Source organism: Azoarcus olearius, assembly GCF_001682385.1.
Taxonomy (GTDB): domain Bacteria; phylum Pseudomonadota; class Gammaproteobacteria; order Burkholderiales; family Rhodocyclaceae; genus Azoarcus; species Azoarcus olearius.
Window position 1 is genome coordinate 904,011 of the sequence record NZ_CP016210.1, and the last position, 17,078, is coordinate 921,088.

Annotated in this window: 17 protein-coding genes; 14 read left to right on the forward strand and 3 right to left on the reverse strand. The window is 66.9% G+C overall.

Features of this window, described 5'->3' with window-relative positions:
- Positions 1 to 139 precede the first annotated feature (139 nt).
- The 10 genes from dqs_RS04310 to murA all read left to right on the forward strand — a co-directional run bounded on the left by dqs_RS04310 (position 140) and on the right by murA (position 7,410).
- The gene (locus dqs_RS04310) at positions 140 to 973 is read left to right on the forward strand and encodes an ABC transporter ATP-binding protein (protein WP_011764540.1); all 834 of its coding nucleotides are present in this window, start codon (positions 140 to 142) and stop codon (positions 971 to 973) included.
- A complete protein-coding gene (gene mlaE, locus dqs_RS04315; RefSeq protein WP_011764541.1) occupies positions 970 to 1,761 on the forward strand; it encodes a lipid asymmetry maintenance ABC transporter permease subunit MlaE in 792 nt (263 codons plus the stop codon). The genes dqs_RS04310 and mlaE overlap by 4 nt, the downstream gene beginning before the upstream one ends.
- Positions 1,761 to 2,234 (forward strand): outer membrane lipid asymmetry maintenance protein MlaD, encoded by a 474-nt coding sequence (gene mlaD / locus dqs_RS04320; protein WP_011764542.1) that lies wholly within the window; start codon positions 1,761 to 1,763, stop codon positions 2,232 to 2,234. Before mlaE ends, mlaD begins: the two co-directional genes overlap by 1 nt.
- A gap of 40 nt (positions 2,235 to 2,274) precedes the next feature.
- Positions 2,275 to 3,135, forward strand: a complete 861-nt coding sequence (locus dqs_RS04325) for an MlaA family lipoprotein (protein WP_011764543.1) — start codon at positions 2,275 to 2,277, stop codon at positions 3,133 to 3,135.
- Positions 3,136 to 3,140: 5 nt separating this feature from the next.
- The gene (locus tag dqs_RS04330) at positions 3,141 to 3,788 is read left to right on the forward strand and encodes an MlaC/ttg2D family ABC transporter substrate-binding protein (protein WP_065341638.1); all 648 of its coding nucleotides are present in this window, start codon (positions 3,141 to 3,143) and stop codon (positions 3,786 to 3,788) included.
- A gap of 70 nt (positions 3,789 to 3,858) precedes the next feature.
- Entirely contained in the window at positions 3,859 to 4,140 is a 282-nt protein-coding gene (locus dqs_RS04335; RefSeq protein WP_065339763.1) for an STAS domain-containing protein, read from the forward strand.
- A 7-nt stretch (positions 4,141 to 4,147) separates the two neighbouring features.
- Entirely contained in the window at positions 4,148 to 5,044 is an 897-nt protein-coding gene (locus tag dqs_RS04340) for an ABC transporter ATP-binding protein (RefSeq protein ID WP_065339764.1), read from the forward strand.
- Positions 5,037 to 5,837 (forward strand): ABC transporter permease, encoded by an 801-nt coding sequence (locus dqs_RS04345; protein ID WP_011764547.1) that lies wholly within the window; start codon positions 5,037 to 5,039, stop codon positions 5,835 to 5,837. Before dqs_RS04340 ends, dqs_RS04345 begins: the two co-directional genes overlap by 8 nt.
- 28 nt (positions 5,838 to 5,865) lie before the next feature.
- On the forward strand, positions 5,866 to 6,123 hold the full coding sequence (locus dqs_RS04350) for a BolA family protein (RefSeq protein WP_011764548.1): 258 nt from the start codon (positions 5,866 to 5,868) through the stop codon (positions 6,121 to 6,123).
- 36 nt (positions 6,124 to 6,159) lie between these two features.
- Positions 6,160 to 7,410, forward strand: coding sequence for a UDP-N-acetylglucosamine 1-carboxyvinyltransferase (murA, locus tag dqs_RS04355; protein ID WP_065339765.1), 1,251 nt, complete (start codon positions 6,160 to 6,162; stop codon positions 7,408 to 7,410).
- 31 nt (positions 7,411 to 7,441) lie between these two features.
- Here murA and rnk read toward each other — a convergent pair whose 3' ends face one another.
- The gene (rnk, locus tag dqs_RS04360) at positions 7,442 to 7,849 is read right to left on the reverse strand and encodes a nucleoside diphosphate kinase regulator (RefSeq protein WP_065339766.1); all 408 of its coding nucleotides are present in this window, start codon (positions 7,847 to 7,849) and stop codon (positions 7,442 to 7,444) included.
- Between the two features lie 139 nt (positions 7,850 to 7,988).
- Between rnk and hisG the strand changes: the two genes are divergently transcribed.
- Both hisG and hisD read left to right on the forward strand, forming a co-directional pair.
- Positions 7,989 to 8,633 (forward strand): ATP phosphoribosyltransferase, encoded by a 645-nt coding sequence (gene hisG / locus dqs_RS04365; protein WP_041643290.1) that lies wholly within the window; start codon positions 7,989 to 7,991, stop codon positions 8,631 to 8,633.
- A complete protein-coding gene (hisD, locus tag dqs_RS04370; protein ID WP_065339767.1) occupies positions 8,630 to 9,940 on the forward strand; it encodes a histidinol dehydrogenase in 1,311 nt (436 codons plus the stop codon). The genes hisG and hisD overlap by 4 nt, the downstream gene beginning before the upstream one ends.
- A gap of 54 nt (positions 9,941 to 9,994) precedes the next feature.
- On the opposite strand, the gene dqs_RS04375 is transcribed toward hisD, so the two are convergent.
- Positions 9,995 to 11,185, reverse strand: a complete 1,191-nt coding sequence (locus dqs_RS04375) for a pyridoxal phosphate-dependent aminotransferase (RefSeq protein ID WP_065339768.1) — start codon at positions 11,183 to 11,185, stop codon at positions 9,995 to 9,997.
- Between the two features lie 112 nt (positions 11,186 to 11,297).
- Entirely contained in the window at positions 11,298 to 13,142 is a 1,845-nt protein-coding gene (locus dqs_RS04380; protein ID WP_011764554.1) for a phosphoenolpyruvate carboxykinase (GTP), read from the reverse strand.
- A gap of 331 nt (positions 13,143 to 13,473) precedes the next feature.
- On the opposite strand from dqs_RS04380, the gene dqs_RS04385 reads away from it, so the two are divergent.
- Both dqs_RS04385 and dqs_RS04390 read left to right on the forward strand, forming a co-directional pair.
- A complete protein-coding gene (locus dqs_RS04385) occupies positions 13,474 to 15,750 on the forward strand; it encodes an NADP-dependent malic enzyme (protein ID WP_065339769.1) in 2,277 nt (758 codons plus the stop codon).
- Between the two features lie 54 nt (positions 15,751 to 15,804).
- Complete coding sequence (locus dqs_RS04390; protein WP_065339770.1) at positions 15,805 to 16,941, forward strand: patatin-like phospholipase family protein; 1,137 nt, start codon at positions 15,805 to 15,807, stop codon at positions 16,939 to 16,941.
- Positions 16,942 to 17,078 lie beyond the last annotated feature (137 nt).

Here is a 17,078-nt window from a genome sequence, read left to right on the forward strand (position 1 = left end):
CGGGACGCGCGCGGAAAGCCCGTCGTGAATGCCGCGCGTCGGGCTGGCGTTGCCGGTGAGCAACATCCGCCCGGGCGTCGTCCGGCGGCGCTCTGTTAAACTGCGCCGTTTTCCGAGCGTCCAGGAATCGTCCGCCCCAATGCCGCCCGTCCCCGTCCCGTCCTCCCAGCACGCCGACCCCCTGGTGCGCTTGCACGGCGTTCGCTTTGCATATGGCGAGCGGGAAGTGCTGCGCGGGATCGACCTCGCCGTGGGCAAGGGGCAGGTGGTCGCGATCATGGGCGGCAGCGGGTGCGGCAAGACCACCCTGCTGCGTCTGATCGGCGGGCAGCTGAAGGCCAGCAGCGGCGTGGTGGAGGTGGGCGGCGAGAACGTGGCCGGGCTTTCGGCCGCGCGCCTGTACGAGCTTCGCCGCCGGATGGGCATGCTGTTCCAGTTCGGGGCGCTGTTCACCGACATGACGGTGTTCGACAACGTCGCCTTTCCGCTGCGCGAACATACCGACCTCGACGCCGACCTGATCCGCGATCTGGTGCTGATGAAGCTGAATGCCGTCGGCCTGCGCGGGGCACACGCCCTCAAGCCGGCGGAGCTGTCCGGCGGCATGGCCCGGCGGGTCGCGCTGGCGCGCGCGGTGGCGCTCGACCCGATGCTGATCCTGTATGACGAGCCGTTCGCAGGACTCGATCCGATCTCGCTCGGCGTGATCGGCCAACTCATCCGCAAGCTCAACGATGCGCTGGGTGCGAGTTCGGTGATGGTGACGCACGACATCCACGAGTCGCTCGAAATCGTGGACTACGTCTATTTCGTCTCCGAGGGGCGCATCGTTGCGCAGGGCACGCCTGACGAGATCCGGGCCTCGCGCGACCCCTTCGTGCATCAGTTCGTGCATGCCGAGGCGGACGGCCCGGTGCCGTTCCACTACCCGGCGCCCCCGGTCGCCTCGCTGATCGAGGAGACACCGCGATGAGCGGGCTGGTCGCGGCGCTCCGGCGCCTGGGCGGGATGAGCATCGACGCGGTGTGGCGGCTGGGCTTTGCCACCCGCTTCCTGTTGATGGTGCTGGTGTATTCCGGGCAGTCGGTGCGCCGCATTCACCTTACGCTGCGCGAGATCTACTTCGCGGGCGTGCTGTCGCTGCTGATCATCCTCGTGTCGGGGCTGTTCGTGGGGCTGGTGCTCGGGCTGCAGGGCTATGAAACCTTGCAGCGTTTCGGGTCCAGCGATGCGCTCGGCGTGCTGGTCGCGCTGTCGCTGACGCGCGAACTCGGCCCGGTCGTGGCGGCGCTGCTCTTTGCCAGCCGCGCGGGGTCGGCAGTCACTGCGGAGATCGGCCTGATGAAAGCCACCGAGCAGCTCAAGGCGATGGACATGATGGCGGTGAATCCGCTGGCGCGGGTGGTGGCGCCGCGGTTCTGGGGCGGGGTGATCTCGATGCCGCTGCTCGCCGCGATGTTCTCCGCGATGGGCGTGTTCGGCGGCTGGCTCATCGGCGTCGTCTTCATCGGCGTGGACGATGGCGCGTTCTGGTCGCAGATGCAGGCCGCGGTGGATGTGCGCTATGACGTGCTGAACGGCGTCATCAAGTCCTTCGTGTTCGGCGTCGCAGTGTCCTTGATCGCGGTGTTCGAGGGCTACGATTGCACCCCCACCGCCGAGGGCGTCTCGCGGGCGATCACCCGCACCGTGGTCAGTTCGGCGCTCGCCATCCTGGCGCTCGACTTCGTGCTCACCTCTTTCATGTTCCGGGGACAATGATGAGTCGTACCACGCTCGACCTCTGGGTCGGCATCTTCGTTGCGCTGGGTCTGGCGGCGCTGGTCTTTCTGGCGATGAAGGTCGGCAACTTTTCCGGCCTCAACGGCGCTGCGCTGTATTCGATCGAGGCGCCTTTCGACAACATCGGCGGCCTCAAGGTGAGGGCGCCGGTGAAGAGCGCGGGTGTGCTCGTCGGGCGGGTGGCGGACATCCGCTTCGACCCCGAAAGCTATCGCGCCGTGGTTCGTCTCGATATCGACACGCGCTACCGCTTTCCGCGCGATACGATCGCGACCATCCTCACCTCGGGCCTGCTCGGTGAGCAGTACGTCGGGCTGGAGCCTGGCGCGGATGTCGAGATGCTTGCGGGTGGAGAGCGGGTGCAACTCACCCAGTCGGCGGTCGTGCTCGAAAAGCTGATCGGTCAGTTCCTGTTCAACAAGGCGGCCGAACCCGCCGCGCAGCCGCAATAACAACCACCGAGAAATCCGACCTATGCCACGGAGAGCATGCATGTCGTACCGGTTCCGCTCCGTTGCCGGCAGTCGCGGCCTGCGGGTCGTGCTGGCGGCCCTGCTTGCCGGTGGCTGCGCCACGGCCACGACCCATCCCCAGGATCCGCTCGAAAACTACAACCGGGCAATGTTCGCGTTCAACGACCGCGTCGACCGCGCGGTGATCAAGCCGGTGGCGGAGGCTTACGAGACCGTGGTGCCGTCCCCCGTGCGCAGCGGCGTCGGCAACGTTTTCGGCAACCTCGGCGATCCCTGGATCGCGATCAACAACCTGCTGCAGGGCAAGTTGCTTGATGCGCTGTCGGATGGCGCCCGCTTCGTCATGAACACCACCGTCGGCGTGCTGGGAATCCTCGATGTCGCGACCGCGGCCGGCCTGACCAAGCATGACGAGGACTTCGGCCAGACGCTGGGCGCCTGGGGCGTGGGCGAGGGTGCCTATCTGGTGCTGCCCTTCTTCGGTCCGCGCACGGTGCGTGACGCGGCCGCCTTGCCGCTGGATGTGATGGCCGACGACGTGTGGGCGATCCAGCACGTGCCGACGCGCAACAGCATGACGGCGCTGCGCCTGGTGCACACGCGCTCGACCCTGCTCGGCACCGAAAAGACGCTGGAAGAAGGCACCATCGACAAGTACGCCTACTCGCGCGACTTCTACCTGGAGCAGCGGCGGTACAAGGTGTTCGATGGCAATCCGCCGCGCAAGTACGAAGACTTCGACGACGAGGGCGCCGCATTGCCGCAGCCCACGCAGGCGGATTTCGTCGCCCGCGCCGCGGTCGAAAGTCTTGAAGTGCTGGCGGTCGGGGGCGAGTTCGCCCAGGCCCTACCCCCCAACAACGAGGAATCGAATCCGTGAATGCGATGAGAAGCTGGCTCTCCCTGTGCCTGCGGCTGGCGCTGCTCGCGGCCGTGTTGTCGGCCCCGACGACGCGCGCGGCGGACCCGGTGGGCCCCGACGTGCTGGTGCGTAACGTCACCGAGGAAGTGCTCGCCATCGTCCGCCAGGACAAGGCGATCCAGTCGGGTGACGTGGGCCGGGTGCTGGGGCTGGTGGACGAGAAGGTGCTGCCGCACTTCAACTTCCGCCGCATGACGATGCTGGCGGTGGGGCGCGACTGGCGCCAGGCCTCTCCGCAGCAGCAGGACCATCTGGTCAACGCCTTCCGCACGCTGCTGGTCCGCACCTACTCGAATGCGCTGACCCAGTACCGTGACCAGACGATCGACTTCAAGCCGGCGCGTTACGGCGAGGCCGACACCACGGTGCAGGTCCGTACCGAGGTGCGCCAGGCGGGTGCGCAGCCGATCGCGATCGATTACACGCTGGAGAAGACCGCGGCGGGCTGGAAGGTGTTCGATGTCATCGTGGCGGGCGTCAGCCTGGTCACGAACTACCGCGGCAGCTTCGGCGAGGAAATCCGCAAGGGCGGCCTCGACGGCCTGATCCGGACGCTCGAAGAGAAGAACCGCTCGCTGGAGCGCGCCGCGGCTCCCCAATCGCGCGCATGATCCCGCCGGTGCTCACGTTCCGTACCGGTCACCCGCGTCGCGCGCTGCGCCCCGGCAGGAGTTCCCGTTCATGAGCGCGGGCGATGCCTTGCGCCTGGAGGGCGAAATCACCTTGGCGACGGCGAGCGGCTGGCGCGCGCGCGGCCGGGCTGCGCTTGTTGCCGGAGTACGTGTGGTCGACTTCGCGGCGGTGACGCATGTGGATTCCGCCGCGCTCGCGCTGCTGCTCGAATGGCGGCGCTGCGCGCGCGCGGGCGCCGGCGGTCCGCTGCGAGTGGCGAACCTGCCGCCTGCGCTGGTGAGCCTGGCCGAGGTTTACGGCATCGATTCCCTTTTGCCTGTGGCAGCCTGATCCGACGATGACTACACCGGCCATCCGCATCTCCGCGGTGACCAAGCGCTACGGCGCCTTGCAGGCGCTCGGCGGCGTCGATCTGGAAATCGGCCAGGGCGAGTTCTTCGGCCTGCTCGGACCCAACGGCGCTGGCAAGACGACGCTGATTTCGGCGCTCGCCGGTCTGGTGCGGCCGGACAGCGGCACGCTCCAGGTCATGGGGCACGACGTTGTGAGCGACTACCGCAATGCCCGCCGTGCGCTCGGGGTGGTGCCGCAGGAACTGGTCTTCGACCCCTTCTTCTCGGTGCGCGAGCTGCTGCGCATCCAGTCCGGCTATTTCGGCATCCGCAACAACGACGCCTGGATCGACGAGATTCTCGCCAGCCTCGACCTGTTGCCCAAGGCGGAGGCCAATATGCGCGCGCTGTCGGGCGGCATGAAGCGGCGGGTGCTGGTGGCGCAGGCGCTGGTCCATCGTCCGCCGGTGATCGTGCTCGACGAGCCCACCGCCGGCGTCGACGTCGAATTGCGTCAGGGGCTGTGGCAGTTCGTGCGCAAGCTCAATCGCGACGGCCACACCATCGTGCTGACCACCCACTATCTGGAGGAGGCCGAGACGCTGTGCGGCCGTATCGCCATGCTCAAGGCCGGAAAGGTAGTCGCGCTGGATACCACCGACAACCTGCTGCGGCGTTTCGCCACCCACAACCTGCGGGTGCGGGTGGAGCGCCCCGAGGTGGCGGTGGGCCTGGGCGGCATCCTGGGCGAAGGCGGCTGGATCGAGTTCGGTTTCGAAACCTATGCCGATGTCGAGCAACTGCTGGCGCGCCTGCGCGAGGCCCAGGCCAGCATCCTCGAGTTGCAACTCGGCGAGCCCGACCTGGAGCGCGTGTTCGTGGAGGTGATGCACCATGCCTGAGCCCCATGTCGAGGTGCAGGCGGGAGCGGTGTCGCCGCTGACCGGCTTTCGCACGCTGCTGTATAAGGAAGTGCTGCGCTTCTGGAAGGTGAGCTTCCAGACCGTGATGGCGCCAGTGCTGAACGCGGTGCTGTTCCTGCTGATCTTTTCCCACGTGCTGGACCGCCACGTCACCGTGTATGGCGAGATCGGCTATACCGCCTTCCTGGTGCCCGGCCTGGTGATGATGTCGCTGCTGCAGAACGCCTTCGCCAACAGTTCGTCGTCGCTGATCCAGAGCAAAATCACCGGCAACATCATCTTTGTGCTGCTGCCGCCGCTGTCCTACCGCGAGTTCTATGCCGCCTACGTCATCGCCGCGGTACTGCGCGGTCTGTTCGTCGGCACCGGGGTGCTGCTGGTGTCGATTCCCTTCGTCGATCTGCACGTGGCGCACCCGCTGTGGGTGCTGGCCTTCGCGCTGATGGGCGGGGCGATCCTGGGATCGCTCGGGGTCATCGCCGGCATCTGGGCCGAGAAGTTCGACCAGCTCGCGGCCTTCCAGAACTTCCTGATCATGCCGCTGACGATGCTGTCCGGCGTGTTCTACTCGATCCACTCGCTGCCGCCGCTCTGGCAGGATGTGTCACACGTCAACCCGTTCTTCTTTATGATTGACGGCTTCCGTTACGGCTTTTTCGGTCAGTCCGACGTGTCGCCCTGGTTGTCCTTCGGGGTGGTCGGGCTCTGTTTCGTATTGTTGGCGGCGCTGACGCTCGCGATGCTCGCCCGCGGCTACAAGCTGCGTGGGTGAGCGCGGGCGGGTGCCCTGAGAGGAAATCATGTTCGACCCAAACGAAGTCAAACGCCTCATCGAGCAGGGCCTGCCCTGTGAATTCGTCGCCATCGAAGGCGACGACGGCACCCATTTCACCGGCATCGTGGTCAGCGCGGCCTTCGAGGGCAAGCTGCCGGTGCGCCAGCACCAGGCGGTGTATGCCACCCTGGGCACGCTGATGGGCAACGAGATCCACGCCCTGCAGCTGCAGACCTATACGCCCGCCAAGTGGGAAACGGTGCGCGGCGAGCTGGGCCTGTAAAAGGCCGGCGGCCGCCGGCCCGTCATTCGAGGTTTCATGGACAAGTTGTTGATTGAAGGCGGCCGCCGGCTTTCCGGCGAAGTTGCCATTTCCGGCGCCAAGAACGCGGCGCTGCCCATCCTGTGTGCCGCCCTGCTGACGCGCGAACCGGTCACGTTCACCAACGTGCCGCGCCTGAACGACATCGGCACGCTGCTCAAGCTGCTGGGTCAGATGGGCGTCAAGGTGGAGCGCGAAGACGATCGCGTGACCCTCGACGCTTCTGCGCTCGACAATCCGGTCGCCCCGTACGAGATGGTCAAGACCATGCGGGCGTCGATCCTGGTGCTCGGCCCGCTGGTGGCGCGCTGTGGCGAGGCGCGGGTGTCGCTGCCCGGCGGCTGTGCGATCGGTGCCCGCCCGGTCGACCAGCACATCAAGGGCCTGCAGGCGATGGGCGCCGAGGTGCGTGTCGAACACGGCTACGTGCAGGCCCAGGTGCCGCGGCTCAAGGGGGCCCGGCTGTTCACCGACATGGTGACCGTGACCGGCACCGAGAACCTGATGATGGCGGCCTGCCTGGCGCAGGGCGAAACCGTCATCGAAAATGCCGCGCGCGAGCCCGAGGTCGTCGACCTGGCCAACTGTCTGGTGGCCATGGGCGCCCAGATCTCCGGCGCCGGGACCGACGTGATCCGCATCCGCGGCGTCGACGCGCTGCACGGCGCCACTCACCGCATCATGCCGGATCGCATCGAAACGGGAACGTATCTCTGTGCTGCAGCCGTAACCGGCGGTGAAGTGCGTCTCACCGGCACTTCGTCGTGCTACCTGGATGCGGTGATCGACAAGCTGATGGATGCCGGTTGCGAAGTCGTCTCCGAGCGCGACGCGATCCGCCTTGTGGCGCCGCGCCGCCCGCAGGCGGTGAACCTGCGCACGGCGCCGTATCCGGCCTTTCCCACCGACATGCAGGCGCAGTTCATGGCGCTCAACTGCGTGGCCGACGGGGCGGCGATGATCCGCGAGACCATCTTCGAGAACCGCTTCATGCACGCGGTGGAACTGCAGCGTCTCGGCGCGGACATCCGCATCGACGGCAACACCGCGGTGGTGCGCGGCGTGGAGCGCTTGCAGGGCGCCACGGTGATGGCGACCGACCTGCGCGCTTCCGCCAGCCTGGTCGTTGCCGGCCTGGTGGCCGAGGGCGAGACGGTGATCGAACGGATCTACCACCTCGACCGCGGCTACGAGCGGCTCGAAGAAAAGCTCGCCGCGCTCGGCGCCAGCGTCCGCCGGCTGAGTTGAACCTGCGACCGGCCCCGCGGCCGGTCGCCCTTCACAGCGCCAGGCAGCCCGCCGCCTCGGGCTGCCACACCACTTCCAGCACCTGCAGACGGATCGCGCTGCCTTCGGGCGTACGCCAGTCGATCGCCTGACCGGCTGCCAGTCCGAGCAGCGCGCTGCCGGCGGGCGAAAACACCGAAACCTTGCCGGCGGCACCGTCGGCATCCTTGGGGTAGGCCAGCGTGAGTTCGTACTCGCGGCCGCTGGTTTCCTCGCGGAAACGGGCGCGGCTGTTCATCGTGATCACGTCGGCGGGCATCTCCTCGGGCTCGCGCACATCGGCGCGATCGAGTTCGGCCCGCAGCGCGTCAAGGTCGCCGCGGCTGCGCGCGGCAGGGGCGGCAAGCAGTCCTTCGAGGCGTTCGAGATCGAGGGACGAGACGATGATTTCGGGCTTCATGGCTCCGGCTCCTGTTCACGTTAAAGGGGCGCACCAAAAGAAAATGGCCGAGCCGCCGGGGCGGTTCAGCCAAGTCGCCGAAGGCTAACAGAAGGCGTCGCGGGTTACAATGACGGCCCGATCCATCAAGGTCCGCTCCGTGTCCAGCATCACCCTTGCCCTTTCCAAGGGCCGAATCTTCGAGGAAACCCTGCCGCTGCTGGCGGCGGCCGGCATCACGCCCACCGACAATCCGGAATCGTCGCGCAAGCTGATCATCGGCACGAACCGCCCCGAGGTTCGGCTGGTCATCGTGCGCGCCACCGATACCCCCACCTACGTGCAGTACGGCGCCGCCGACCTCGGCATCGCTGGCAAGGACGTGCTGATCGAGCATGGCGGCGCGGGGCTTTACCAGCCGCTCGATCTCAACATCGCGCGCTGCCGCCTGTGCGTGGCGGTGCGCAAGGGGTTCGACTACGCCGCGGCCACGCGCCCGGGGGGCCGCATCCGCGTCGCCACCAAGTACATCAACAGCGCCAAGGCCCATTTCGCGGGCAAGGGCATGCATGTCGACCTGATCAAGCTCTATGGTTCGATGGAGCTTGCGCCGCTCGTCGGGCTGGCGGACGCGATCGTCGACCTCGTGTCCACCGGCAGCACGCTGCGCGCCAACAACCTCGAAGAGGTCGAGGACATTGCGCCGATCAGCTCGCGCCTGATCGTCAACCAGGCCTCGCTCAAGCTCAAGCGCGAACTGATCCAGCCGGTGCTGGACGCTTTTGCAGGAGCGATCAAGCCATGAGTTTCGCGACCCCGATCCGCCGTCTCGATGCCCGCCAGCCCGATTTCCTCGCGACGCTGGATGCGTTGCTGGCGTTCGAAAGCGAGGCCGACGAGCGCATCGACAGCGCGGTCACCGAGATCCTGCGCGCGGTGCGCAGCACCGGCGACGCCGCGGTCATGGAATACACCCGCCGCTTCGATCATGTCGAGGCGAAATCGATGGTCGAGCTGGAGCTGCCCAAGGCCGAACTGCAGGCCGCGCTCGACAGCCTGACCGTGGAGCAGCGCGAGGCCTTGCGCATCGCCGCCGACCGCGTGCGCATCTACCACGAGCGCCAGCGCGCCGAGTCCTGGGACTATGTCGAGGCCGACGGTTCGCGGCTGGGCCAGAAGGTGACGCCGCTCGACCGCGTCGGCCTCTACGTGCCCGGCGGGCGCGCGTCCTACCCCAGTTCGGTGCTGATGAACGCGATTCCGGCCAAAGTCGCCGGTGTCGAGGAACTCATCATGGTGGTGCCGACGCCACGCGGCGAGAAGAACCCGCTGGTGCTCGCGGCCGCCGCGATCACCGGCGTCGATCGGGTGTTCACCATCGGCGGCGCGCAGGCGGTGGCGGCGCTGGCCTACGGCACGCAGACCATTCCGCAGGTCGACAAGATCGTCGGTCCCGGTAACGCTTTCGTCGCCGAAGCCAAGCGCCGGGTGTTCGGCACGGTGGGCATCGACATGGTGGCCGGTCCATCCGAGGTGCTGATCATCTCCGACGGTTCCGGCCATGCCGAGTGGGTGGCGATGGATCTCTTCGCGCAGGCGGAGCACGACGAACTGGCGCAGTCCATCCTGCTGTGCACCGATGCCGGTTTTCTCGACGCGGTGCACGCGGCGATCGACCGTCTGCTGCCCACGATGCCGCGCCGCGAGACCATCGCCAGGTCGCTCGCGAACCGAGGCGCACTGATCCACGTCGGCAGCCTGGAGCAGGCGTGCGCGATCGCCAACCGCATCGCGCCGGAGCACCTGGAACTGTCGATGGAAGACGCGGAGCGCTGGATCGATGCGATCCGCCACGCTGGCGCGATTTTCGTCGGCCACTGGGCGGTGGAGGCGCTGGGCGACTACTGCGCCGGCCCAAACCATGTGCTACCGACGATGCGCAGTGCGCGTTTCTCGTCGCCGCTGGGGGTCTACGATTTCCAGAAGCGGACCAGCATCGTGCAGATTTCCGAGGCGGGTGCGCAGCATCTGGGCAAGATCGCGTCGGTACTGGCCCACGGCGAGGGCCTGCAGGCGCACGCCCGCTCGGCGGAGATGCGGCTCAAGGTCTGAGGTCGCACGCGTGGGCTGAAATGCAAACGGGGCGCCATGGCGCCCCGTTTCGCTTTACGGCCGCAGCACCGCGGCGATGCGTTCCGCTGCTTCCAGCAATCGGTCCTGGCGCGTGGTGTAGGCGATGCGCAGATGGCGGCGCGGATGATGGTGGCCGAAATCCAGCCCGGGCGTGGCGGCAACGCCGGCTTCCTCGATCAGGCGGCGGGCCAGTTGCTCGCTGTCGGAGGCAAGTGCTGACACGTCGGCGTAGATGTAGAACGCGCCCTGCGGTTCGGTGGCGACCACGAAGCCGAGTTCGCGCAGCGCGGGCAGCAGGGTGTCGCGGCGTGCGGCGAACTCGTGGCGGCGCGCTTCGAGTATCTCCGTGGTGTCCGGCGCAAATGCGGCGAGCGCCGCGTGCTGGGCAGGCGTGGACGGTGCGATGAAGAAGTGCTGGGCGAGCTTCTCGATCTCGCGCACATAGGCGGGCGGCGCCACCAGCCAGCCGAGGCGCCAACCCGTCATGCCGAAATACTTCGAGAAGCTGTTCACCACGAAGAGGTCATCGGCGGCGTTGAGCGCCGGTTGCGACAGCACGGTCGAGGCCTCCACGCCGTAGGTCAGGCCCTGGTAGATCTCGTCGACGATCAGCAGGCCGCCGCGCGCCTGCGTGCTGCGGTGAAGTGCGGCGAGTTCGGCGGCGTCGAGCAGGGTGCCGGTGGGATTGGACGGCGTCGCCACCATCAGTCCCAGCGTGCGCGCTGACCATGCCGCGTCGACTTGCGCAGCGGTGGGTTGGTAGCGGGTTGCGGCGTCGACCGGCAGCGCCTGTGCCACGCCCTCGAAGCTGCGCACCAGGTGGCGGTTGGACGGGTAGCCGGGATCGGGCAGCAGCCACTCGTCGCCGGGGTTGGTGGTGGCGGCAAGCGCCAGCATCAACGCGCCCGACGCACCGGCGGTGACGATGATGCGATCGGGCGCGACGTCGGCACCGAAGCGGTCGTGGTAGAAGCGGGCGATGGCCTCGCGCAGCGCCGGCAGGCCGAGCGCCGGGGTGTAATGCACGTCGCCCCCGTCCAGAAAGCGCGTCGCGGCGGCGACCACCGGCGCTGGCGTCGGGAAGTCGGGTTCGCCGACTTCCATGTGGATGATGTCGCGGCCCATCGCTTCGAGTTCGCGCGCGCGGCGCAACAGTTCCATGACGTGGAAGGGTTGCACGTCGGCACTGCGCTGCGAAAGGCGGGGGAGGCGGACGGGGCGCATGGCGAAATCCTGTAGCGGAAGGGTTCAGGCTAGCCCAAAACCGGAGGCCGAAAATGAAAAAAGCGCCGCGGGGCGGCGCTTTCGCGAGCAGTGCGGCGCGAAGCCGCGATGCTCAGACCTTGAGTGCGAGCTCGAACAGTTCGCGCTTCAGCACCAGCTGCTTGGGCAGGCGGTCCTGCAGCTTGTCGAACCATTCCTTGTGCAGCGCCAGCTCCGACTTCCACGCATCGGCATCGACCTGCGTCAGCGCGTCGAATTCTTCGCGGGTGACGTCGGATCCGCTCCAGTCGATATCCTCGAACTTCGGCATCCAGCCCAGCGTGGTTTCCTTGGCGGCGACGCGGCCCTTGACGCGGTCGACGATCCACTTCAGCACGCGCATGTTCTCGCCGAAGCCCGGCCACATGAACTGGCCTTCTTCGTTCATGCGGAACCAGTTCACGCAGAAGATCTTCGGCGTCTGCTCGACCACGTGACCCATCTTCAGCCAGTGGTTGAAGTAGTCGCCCATGTGGTAGCCGCAGAACGGCAGCATCGCGAACGGGTCGCGGCGCACCACGCCCTGGGCGCCGAAGGCGGCGGCGGTGGTTTCCGAACCCAGGGTGGCAGCCATATAGACGCCGAAGTTCCAGTTGAAGGCCTGGTACACCAGCGGCACGGTGGTGGCGCGGCGGCCGCCGAAGATGAAGGCCGAGATCGGCACGCCTTCCGGGCTTTCCCAGGCGGCGTCGATCGACGGGCACTGGCTGGCCGGGGCGGTGAAGCGGGCGTTCGGGTGGGCTGCCTTGCGGCCGGTCTCGCGGGCGATTTCCGGCGTCCAGTCCTTGCCCTGCCAGTCGATCAGGTGGGCCGGGGCTTCCTTGCTCATGCCTTCCCACCACACGTCGCCGTCGTCCGTCAGCGCGACGTTGGTGAAGATGACGTTTTCCTTCAGCGTCGCCATCGCGTTGAAGTTGGTCTTTTCCGACGTGCCGGGGGCCACGCCGAAGAAGCCGGCTTCGGGGTTGATCGCGTAGAACTTGCCGTCCTTGCCCGGTTTGATCCAGGCGATGTCGTCGCCGACGGTGGTGATCTTCCAGCCGCCGAAGCTCTGCGGCGGGATCAGCATCGCGAAGTTGGTCTTGCCGCAGGCCGACGGGAAGGCCGCCGCGACATAGGTCTTCTCGCCTTCGGGAGATTCCACGCCCAGGATCAGCATGTGTTCGGCCAGCCAGCCTTCGTCGCGCGCCATGGTGGAGGCGATGCGCAGCGCGAAGCACTTCTTGCCGAGCAGCGCGTTGCCGCCGTAGCCCGAGCCGTAGGACCAGATTTCGCGCGTTTCAGGGAAATGCACGATGTACTTGGTGGTCGGGTTGCACGGCCAGCGGCTGTCCTTCTCGCCATGGGCCAGCGGGGCGCCGACGGTGTGCACGCAGGGCACGAACTCGCCGTCGGTGCCGAGCACGTCGATCGCGCCCTTGCCCATGCGGGTCATGGTGCGCATGTTGGTGACGACGTAGGGGCTGTCGGAGATCTCGACGCCGATGTGGGCGATCGGGCTGCCGAGCGGGCCCATCGAGAACGGGATCACGTACATCGTGCGGCCGTGCATCGCGCCCTTGAACAGGCCGTTCAGCGTGCCGCGCATCGTCTCCGGATCTTCCCAGTTGTTGGTCGGGCCGGCGTCGTTCTTGTCCTTCGAGCAGATGAAGGTGCGGTCTTCGACGCGGGCGACGTCGGACGGGTCGGAGAAGGCGAGGTAGGAGTTCTTCCGCTTTTCCGGGTTGAGCTTGATCAGCATGCCGGATTCGACCATCTCGGCGCACAGCCGGTCGTATTCCTCCTGCGAGCCGTCGCACCAGACGACGCGGTCAGGTTCGGTCAGCGCCGCAATCTCGGCGACCCATTTCTTCAGGCCTTCATGGCGGACATACGCCGGGGCTGCAGCAATCGCTGCGTCGGAAAAGCGTTGATTCATGGCTTGGAGCTCTCCTCTCTCCTGATTTGCGGATGCGGTTTTTCCGTCCGCGGCCCCGTTGCTACAGGCCGTTTGACCGCGCGGCATCCCGTGTGCGGTCGCGACTTACGGAAACTACTAGGGTTTTCCGCAGTCGGCGAAAGCCTAAGATTATGCCACGGCGGGATGAAGGCACGCGCGCGGGGCCTTTCCACATTGCAATTTATGTTTTCGCAATGTGAAAAAATGTTGCAAGCGGAGTACACTCCCGCCTGCGGCGTTCTCCCCGCCGAGGGCTTTTGTTGCCACCAGCCATCAATAGAACAAGAACACACAGAGACGGAAGACAGACATGGACGAACTCATTCGCGCTGCGGCGCTCGACTACCACCGCTATCCGCGCCCGGGCAAGATCGCGGTGACCCCGACCAAGGTGCTCTCCAACCAGCGCGACCTGTCGCTGGCGTATTCGCCCGGCGTCGCCGCGGCCTGCGACGCGATCGTCGAGGACCCGGCCGAAGCCGCCAACCTCACCTCGCGCAGCAACCTGATCGGCGTCATCACCAACGGCACCGCGGTGCTCGGCCTGGGCAACATCGGCGCACTCGCCGCCAAGCCGGTGATGGAAGGCAAGGGCGTGCTGTTCAAGAAGTTCGCCGGCATCGACGTGTTCGACCTCGAGATCGCAGAGCCCGACCCGGACAAGCTGATCGACATGATCGCCGCGCTCGAACCCACCTTTGGCGGCATCAACCTCGAAGACATCAAGGCGCCGGAGTGCTTCTACATCGAGAGCAAGTTGCGCGAGCGGATGAAGATCCCGGTCTTCCACGACGACCAGCACGGCACCGCCATCGTGGTCGGCGCGGCCATCCTCAACGGCCTGCAGATGCAGGGCAAGGACCTCAAGCAGGTCAAGCTCGTCACCTCGGGCGCCGGTGCCGCCGCGCTTGCCTGCCTGGGCCTGCTGGTGAAGCTGGGCGTGCCGGTCGAGAACATCTGGGTCACCGACCTCGAAGGCGTGGTCTATGAAGGCCGCACCGCGCTGATGGACCCGATCAAGGCGCGCTATGCCAAGAAGACCGAAGCGCGCAAGCTCGCCGAAGTCATCGAGGGCGCCGACGTCTTCCTCGGCCTTTCCGCGGGCGGCGTGCTGAAGGGCGAGATGGTCGCCAAGATGGCCGCCAAGCCGCTGATCCTCGCCCTCGCCAACCCGACTCCGGAGATCCTGCCGGAAGAGGTCAAGGCGGTGCGCGACGACGCCATCATCGCCACCGGCCGTTCGGACTACCCGAACCAAGTCAACAACGTGCTGTGCTTCCCCTTCATCTTCCGCGGCGCGCTCGACGTCGGCGCCACCACCATCACCGACGAGATGCAGCTCGCCGCGGTGCGGGCGATCGCCGAACTGGCGCGCGCCGAGCAGAGCGACATCGTCGCCGCCGCCTACGGCGAGAAGGTCTCCGGCTTCGGCACCGAGTACATCATCCCGCGCCCGTTCGATCCGCGCCTCATCGTCAAGATCGCCCCGGCGGTGGCCGAGGCCGCGATGAGCTCCGGCGTCGCCACCCGTCCGATCACCGACTGGGACGCCTACCGTGGTCATCTGAACAACTTCGTGTGGCACTCCGGGCTGCTGATGAAGCCGGTGTTCGCCGCGGCCAAGAAGGCGCCCAAGCGCATCATCTTCTCCGAAGGCGAGTCCGAGAAAGTGCTGCGCGCGGTGCAGACAGTGATCGACGAAGGGATGGCGCGGCCCATCCTGATCGGCCGCCCGGACGTCATCGCCAACAACATCACCCGCTTCGGCCTGCGCATGGAAGCCGAGCGCGACTTCGAGCTGGTCAATCCGGAATCCGACCCGCGCTTCAAGGAGTTGTGGACGCACTACCACGCGCTGACCGAGCGCAAGGGCGTGTCGGTCGAATACGCCAAGAAGGAAGTGCGCCGCCGCACCACGCTGATCGGCTCGCTGCTGCTCAAGTTCGGCTACGGCGATGGCCTCATCTGCGGCACCTACGGCATGCATCGCCTGCACCTCGACTTCGTCGAGACCGTGCTCGGCCGCCGCGAAGGCGTCAATCACTGCTACACGCTCAACGTGCTGAGCCTGCCCGAGCGCACGCTGTTCCTCGCCGACACCTACGTCAATTACGACCCCACGCCGGAGCAGGTGGTGGAAATGACGCGGCTCGCGGCCGAGGAAATGCAGCGCTTCGGCGTCGAACCGCGGGTGGCGCTGCTGTCGCACTCGTCTTTCGGCTCGGCCGATTCGCCCACCGCCGAGAAGATGCGCACCGCGCTGCGCCTGCTGCACGAGCGCCATCCGGAACTGCAGGTCGAAGGCGAGATGCACGGCGATTCGGCGCTGGACGCAAAGCTGCGCACCCAGATCTTCCCGAATGCGCGCATGCGCGAAGACGCCAACCTGCTGATCTTCCCGACGCTGGATGCGGCCAACATCGCCTTCAACCTGTTGAAGAGCGCGGCCGGGGAGGGCATGACGGTAGGGCCGATCCTGCTCGGCGCGGCCAAGCCGGTGCACATCCTCACGCCGTCGGCCACCGTGCGCCGCATTATCAACATGACCGCGCTGACGGTGGTGGAGGCAGGGCAGCAGGGCGCCTGAGCCGGCTGCGAGCTCGCCGCGGCTGTGCCATGATCGCTACCCGGAGGGCATTTCATGGCAACGACGGGCGGGTTGGCGGGGCTGGTGTTGACCGGAGGCGGTGCGCGTGCCGCCTACCAGGTCGGCGTCCTCTCGGCCATCCGCGAGATTCGCGGCCCCCGCCCGGGTAATCCGTTTCCGGTCATCATCGGCACCTCGGCCGGCGGCATCAATGCCGCCGCGCTGGCTGTCTATTCCGCCGATTTCAATGCCGCCGTGCGCAAGATGGCGCACATCTGGCGGCATTTTCACGTCGAGCAGGTCTACCGCGTGGATGCCGCCGCCTTGCTCGGCAGCGGCCTGCGCTGGGGCTCGGCGCTGTTCACCGGCTGGGCGATGCGGCAGACGCCGCGCTCGCTGCTCGACAACGCGCCGCTGCGCCAGCTGCTCGAACAGACGCTCGATTTCTCGGCGATCGAGCGGGCGGTGGCGGCGGGCTACATCCATGCGGTATCGGTGACCGCCTCGGGCTACACCTCGGGCGAAAGCCTGTCGTTCTTCCAGGCCGCCGCCGGGGTGACGCCCTGGCGACGCGCGCAGCGGCTGGGTGTGCGCGCCGCGATCGGGGTCGAGCATCTGCTGGCGTCGAGCGCCATCCCGTTCGTGTTCCCGGCGGTCAAGATCAACCGCGAGTACTTCGGCGACGGGTCGATGCGCCAGCTGGCGCCGATCAGCCCGGCGATCCACCTCGGCGCCGACCGCATCCTTGTCGTCGGCTCCGGGCGGCTGGCCGAGGAAGGGCGCCAGCGCGCCGAGAGTTATCCGTCGCCGGCACAGATTGCGGGCCACGCGATGTCGAGCATCTTCCTCGACGGGCTGGCGGTCGACCTGGAGCGCATGCAGCGCATCAACGCCACGCTTAGCGCGTTCACCGCCGAGCAGCGCGCAGCGGCCGGGCTTGCGCTGCGTCCGATCGAAACCCTGGTGATCGCGCCCTCCAAGCGCCTGGACGCGATTGCTGGCCATCACCGCGAAAGCCTGCCGCCGCTTCTGCGCGCCATCCTGCGCGGCATCGGTGCGATGCGGCGCGAGGGGTCCACGCTGCTGTCCTATCTGTTGTTCGAACCGGGCTACACCCGCGCCCTTATGGATCTCGGGTATGCCGACACCATGGCAAGGCGGGCCGAAGTCGAGCAGTTCCTGCGGATTTGAACAAGGGGCCGCGGGAGGCCGGGAAAACGCCCACCGCAGCCCACCCGGCAGGGCGAGAAAAATTTTTCCACTTTGCTTCAAAAAAACTTGCTATCTGTCTATTTTCGTTAAAAATTACAACACGCGTTTTCTGCTTC

What these genes read in the sequence shown, in the direction of transcription:
- dqs_RS04310 (WP_011764540.1), top strand. Translation starts at nt 140, where the DNA reads ATGCCGCCCGTCCCCGTCCCGTCCTCCCAGCACGCCGACCCCCTGGTG.
- mlaE (WP_011764541.1), top strand. Translation starts at nt 970, where the DNA reads ATGAGCGGGCTGGTCGCGGCGCTCCGGCGCCTGGGCGGGATGAGCATC.
- mlaD (WP_011764542.1), top strand. Translation starts at nt 1,761, where the DNA reads ATGAGTCGTACCACGCTCGACCTCTGGGTCGGCATCTTCGTTGCGCTG.
- dqs_RS04325 (WP_011764543.1), top strand. Translation starts at nt 2,275, where the DNA reads ATGTCGTACCGGTTCCGCTCCGTTGCCGGCAGTCGCGGCCTGCGGGTC.
- dqs_RS04330 (WP_065341638.1), top strand. Translation starts at nt 3,141, where the DNA reads ATGAGAAGCTGGCTCTCCCTGTGCCTGCGGCTGGCGCTGCTCGCGGCC.
- dqs_RS04335 (WP_065339763.1), top strand. Translation starts at nt 3,859, where the DNA reads ATGAGCGCGGGCGATGCCTTGCGCCTGGAGGGCGAAATCACCTTGGCG.
- dqs_RS04340 (WP_065339764.1), top strand. Translation starts at nt 4,148, where the DNA reads ATGACTACACCGGCCATCCGCATCTCCGCGGTGACCAAGCGCTACGGC.
- dqs_RS04345 (WP_011764547.1), top strand. Translation starts at nt 5,037, where the DNA reads ATGCCTGAGCCCCATGTCGAGGTGCAGGCGGGAGCGGTGTCGCCGCTG.
- dqs_RS04350 (WP_011764548.1), top strand. Translation starts at nt 5,866, where the DNA reads ATGTTCGACCCAAACGAAGTCAAACGCCTCATCGAGCAGGGCCTGCCC.
- murA (WP_065339765.1), top strand. Translation starts at nt 6,160, where the DNA reads ATGGACAAGTTGTTGATTGAAGGCGGCCGCCGGCTTTCCGGCGAAGTT.
- rnk (WP_065339766.1), bottom strand. Translation starts at nt 7,849, where the DNA reads ATGAAGCCCGAAATCATCGTCTCGTCCCTCGATCTCGAACGCCTCGAA.
- hisD (WP_065339767.1), top strand. Translation starts at nt 8,630, where the DNA reads ATGAGTTTCGCGACCCCGATCCGCCGTCTCGATGCCCGCCAGCCCGAT.
- dqs_RS04375 (WP_065339768.1), bottom strand. Translation starts at nt 11,185, where the DNA reads ATGCGCCCCGTCCGCCTCCCCCGCCTTTCGCAGCGCAGTGCCGACGTG.
- dqs_RS04380 (WP_011764554.1), bottom strand. Translation starts at nt 13,142, where the DNA reads ATGAATCAACGCTTTTCCGACGCAGCGATTGCTGCAGCCCCGGCGTAT.
- dqs_RS04385 (WP_065339769.1), top strand. Translation starts at nt 13,474, where the DNA reads ATGGACGAACTCATTCGCGCTGCGGCGCTCGACTACCACCGCTATCCG.
- dqs_RS04390 (WP_065339770.1), top strand. Translation starts at nt 15,805, where the DNA reads ATGGCAACGACGGGCGGGTTGGCGGGGCTGGTGTTGACCGGAGGCGGT.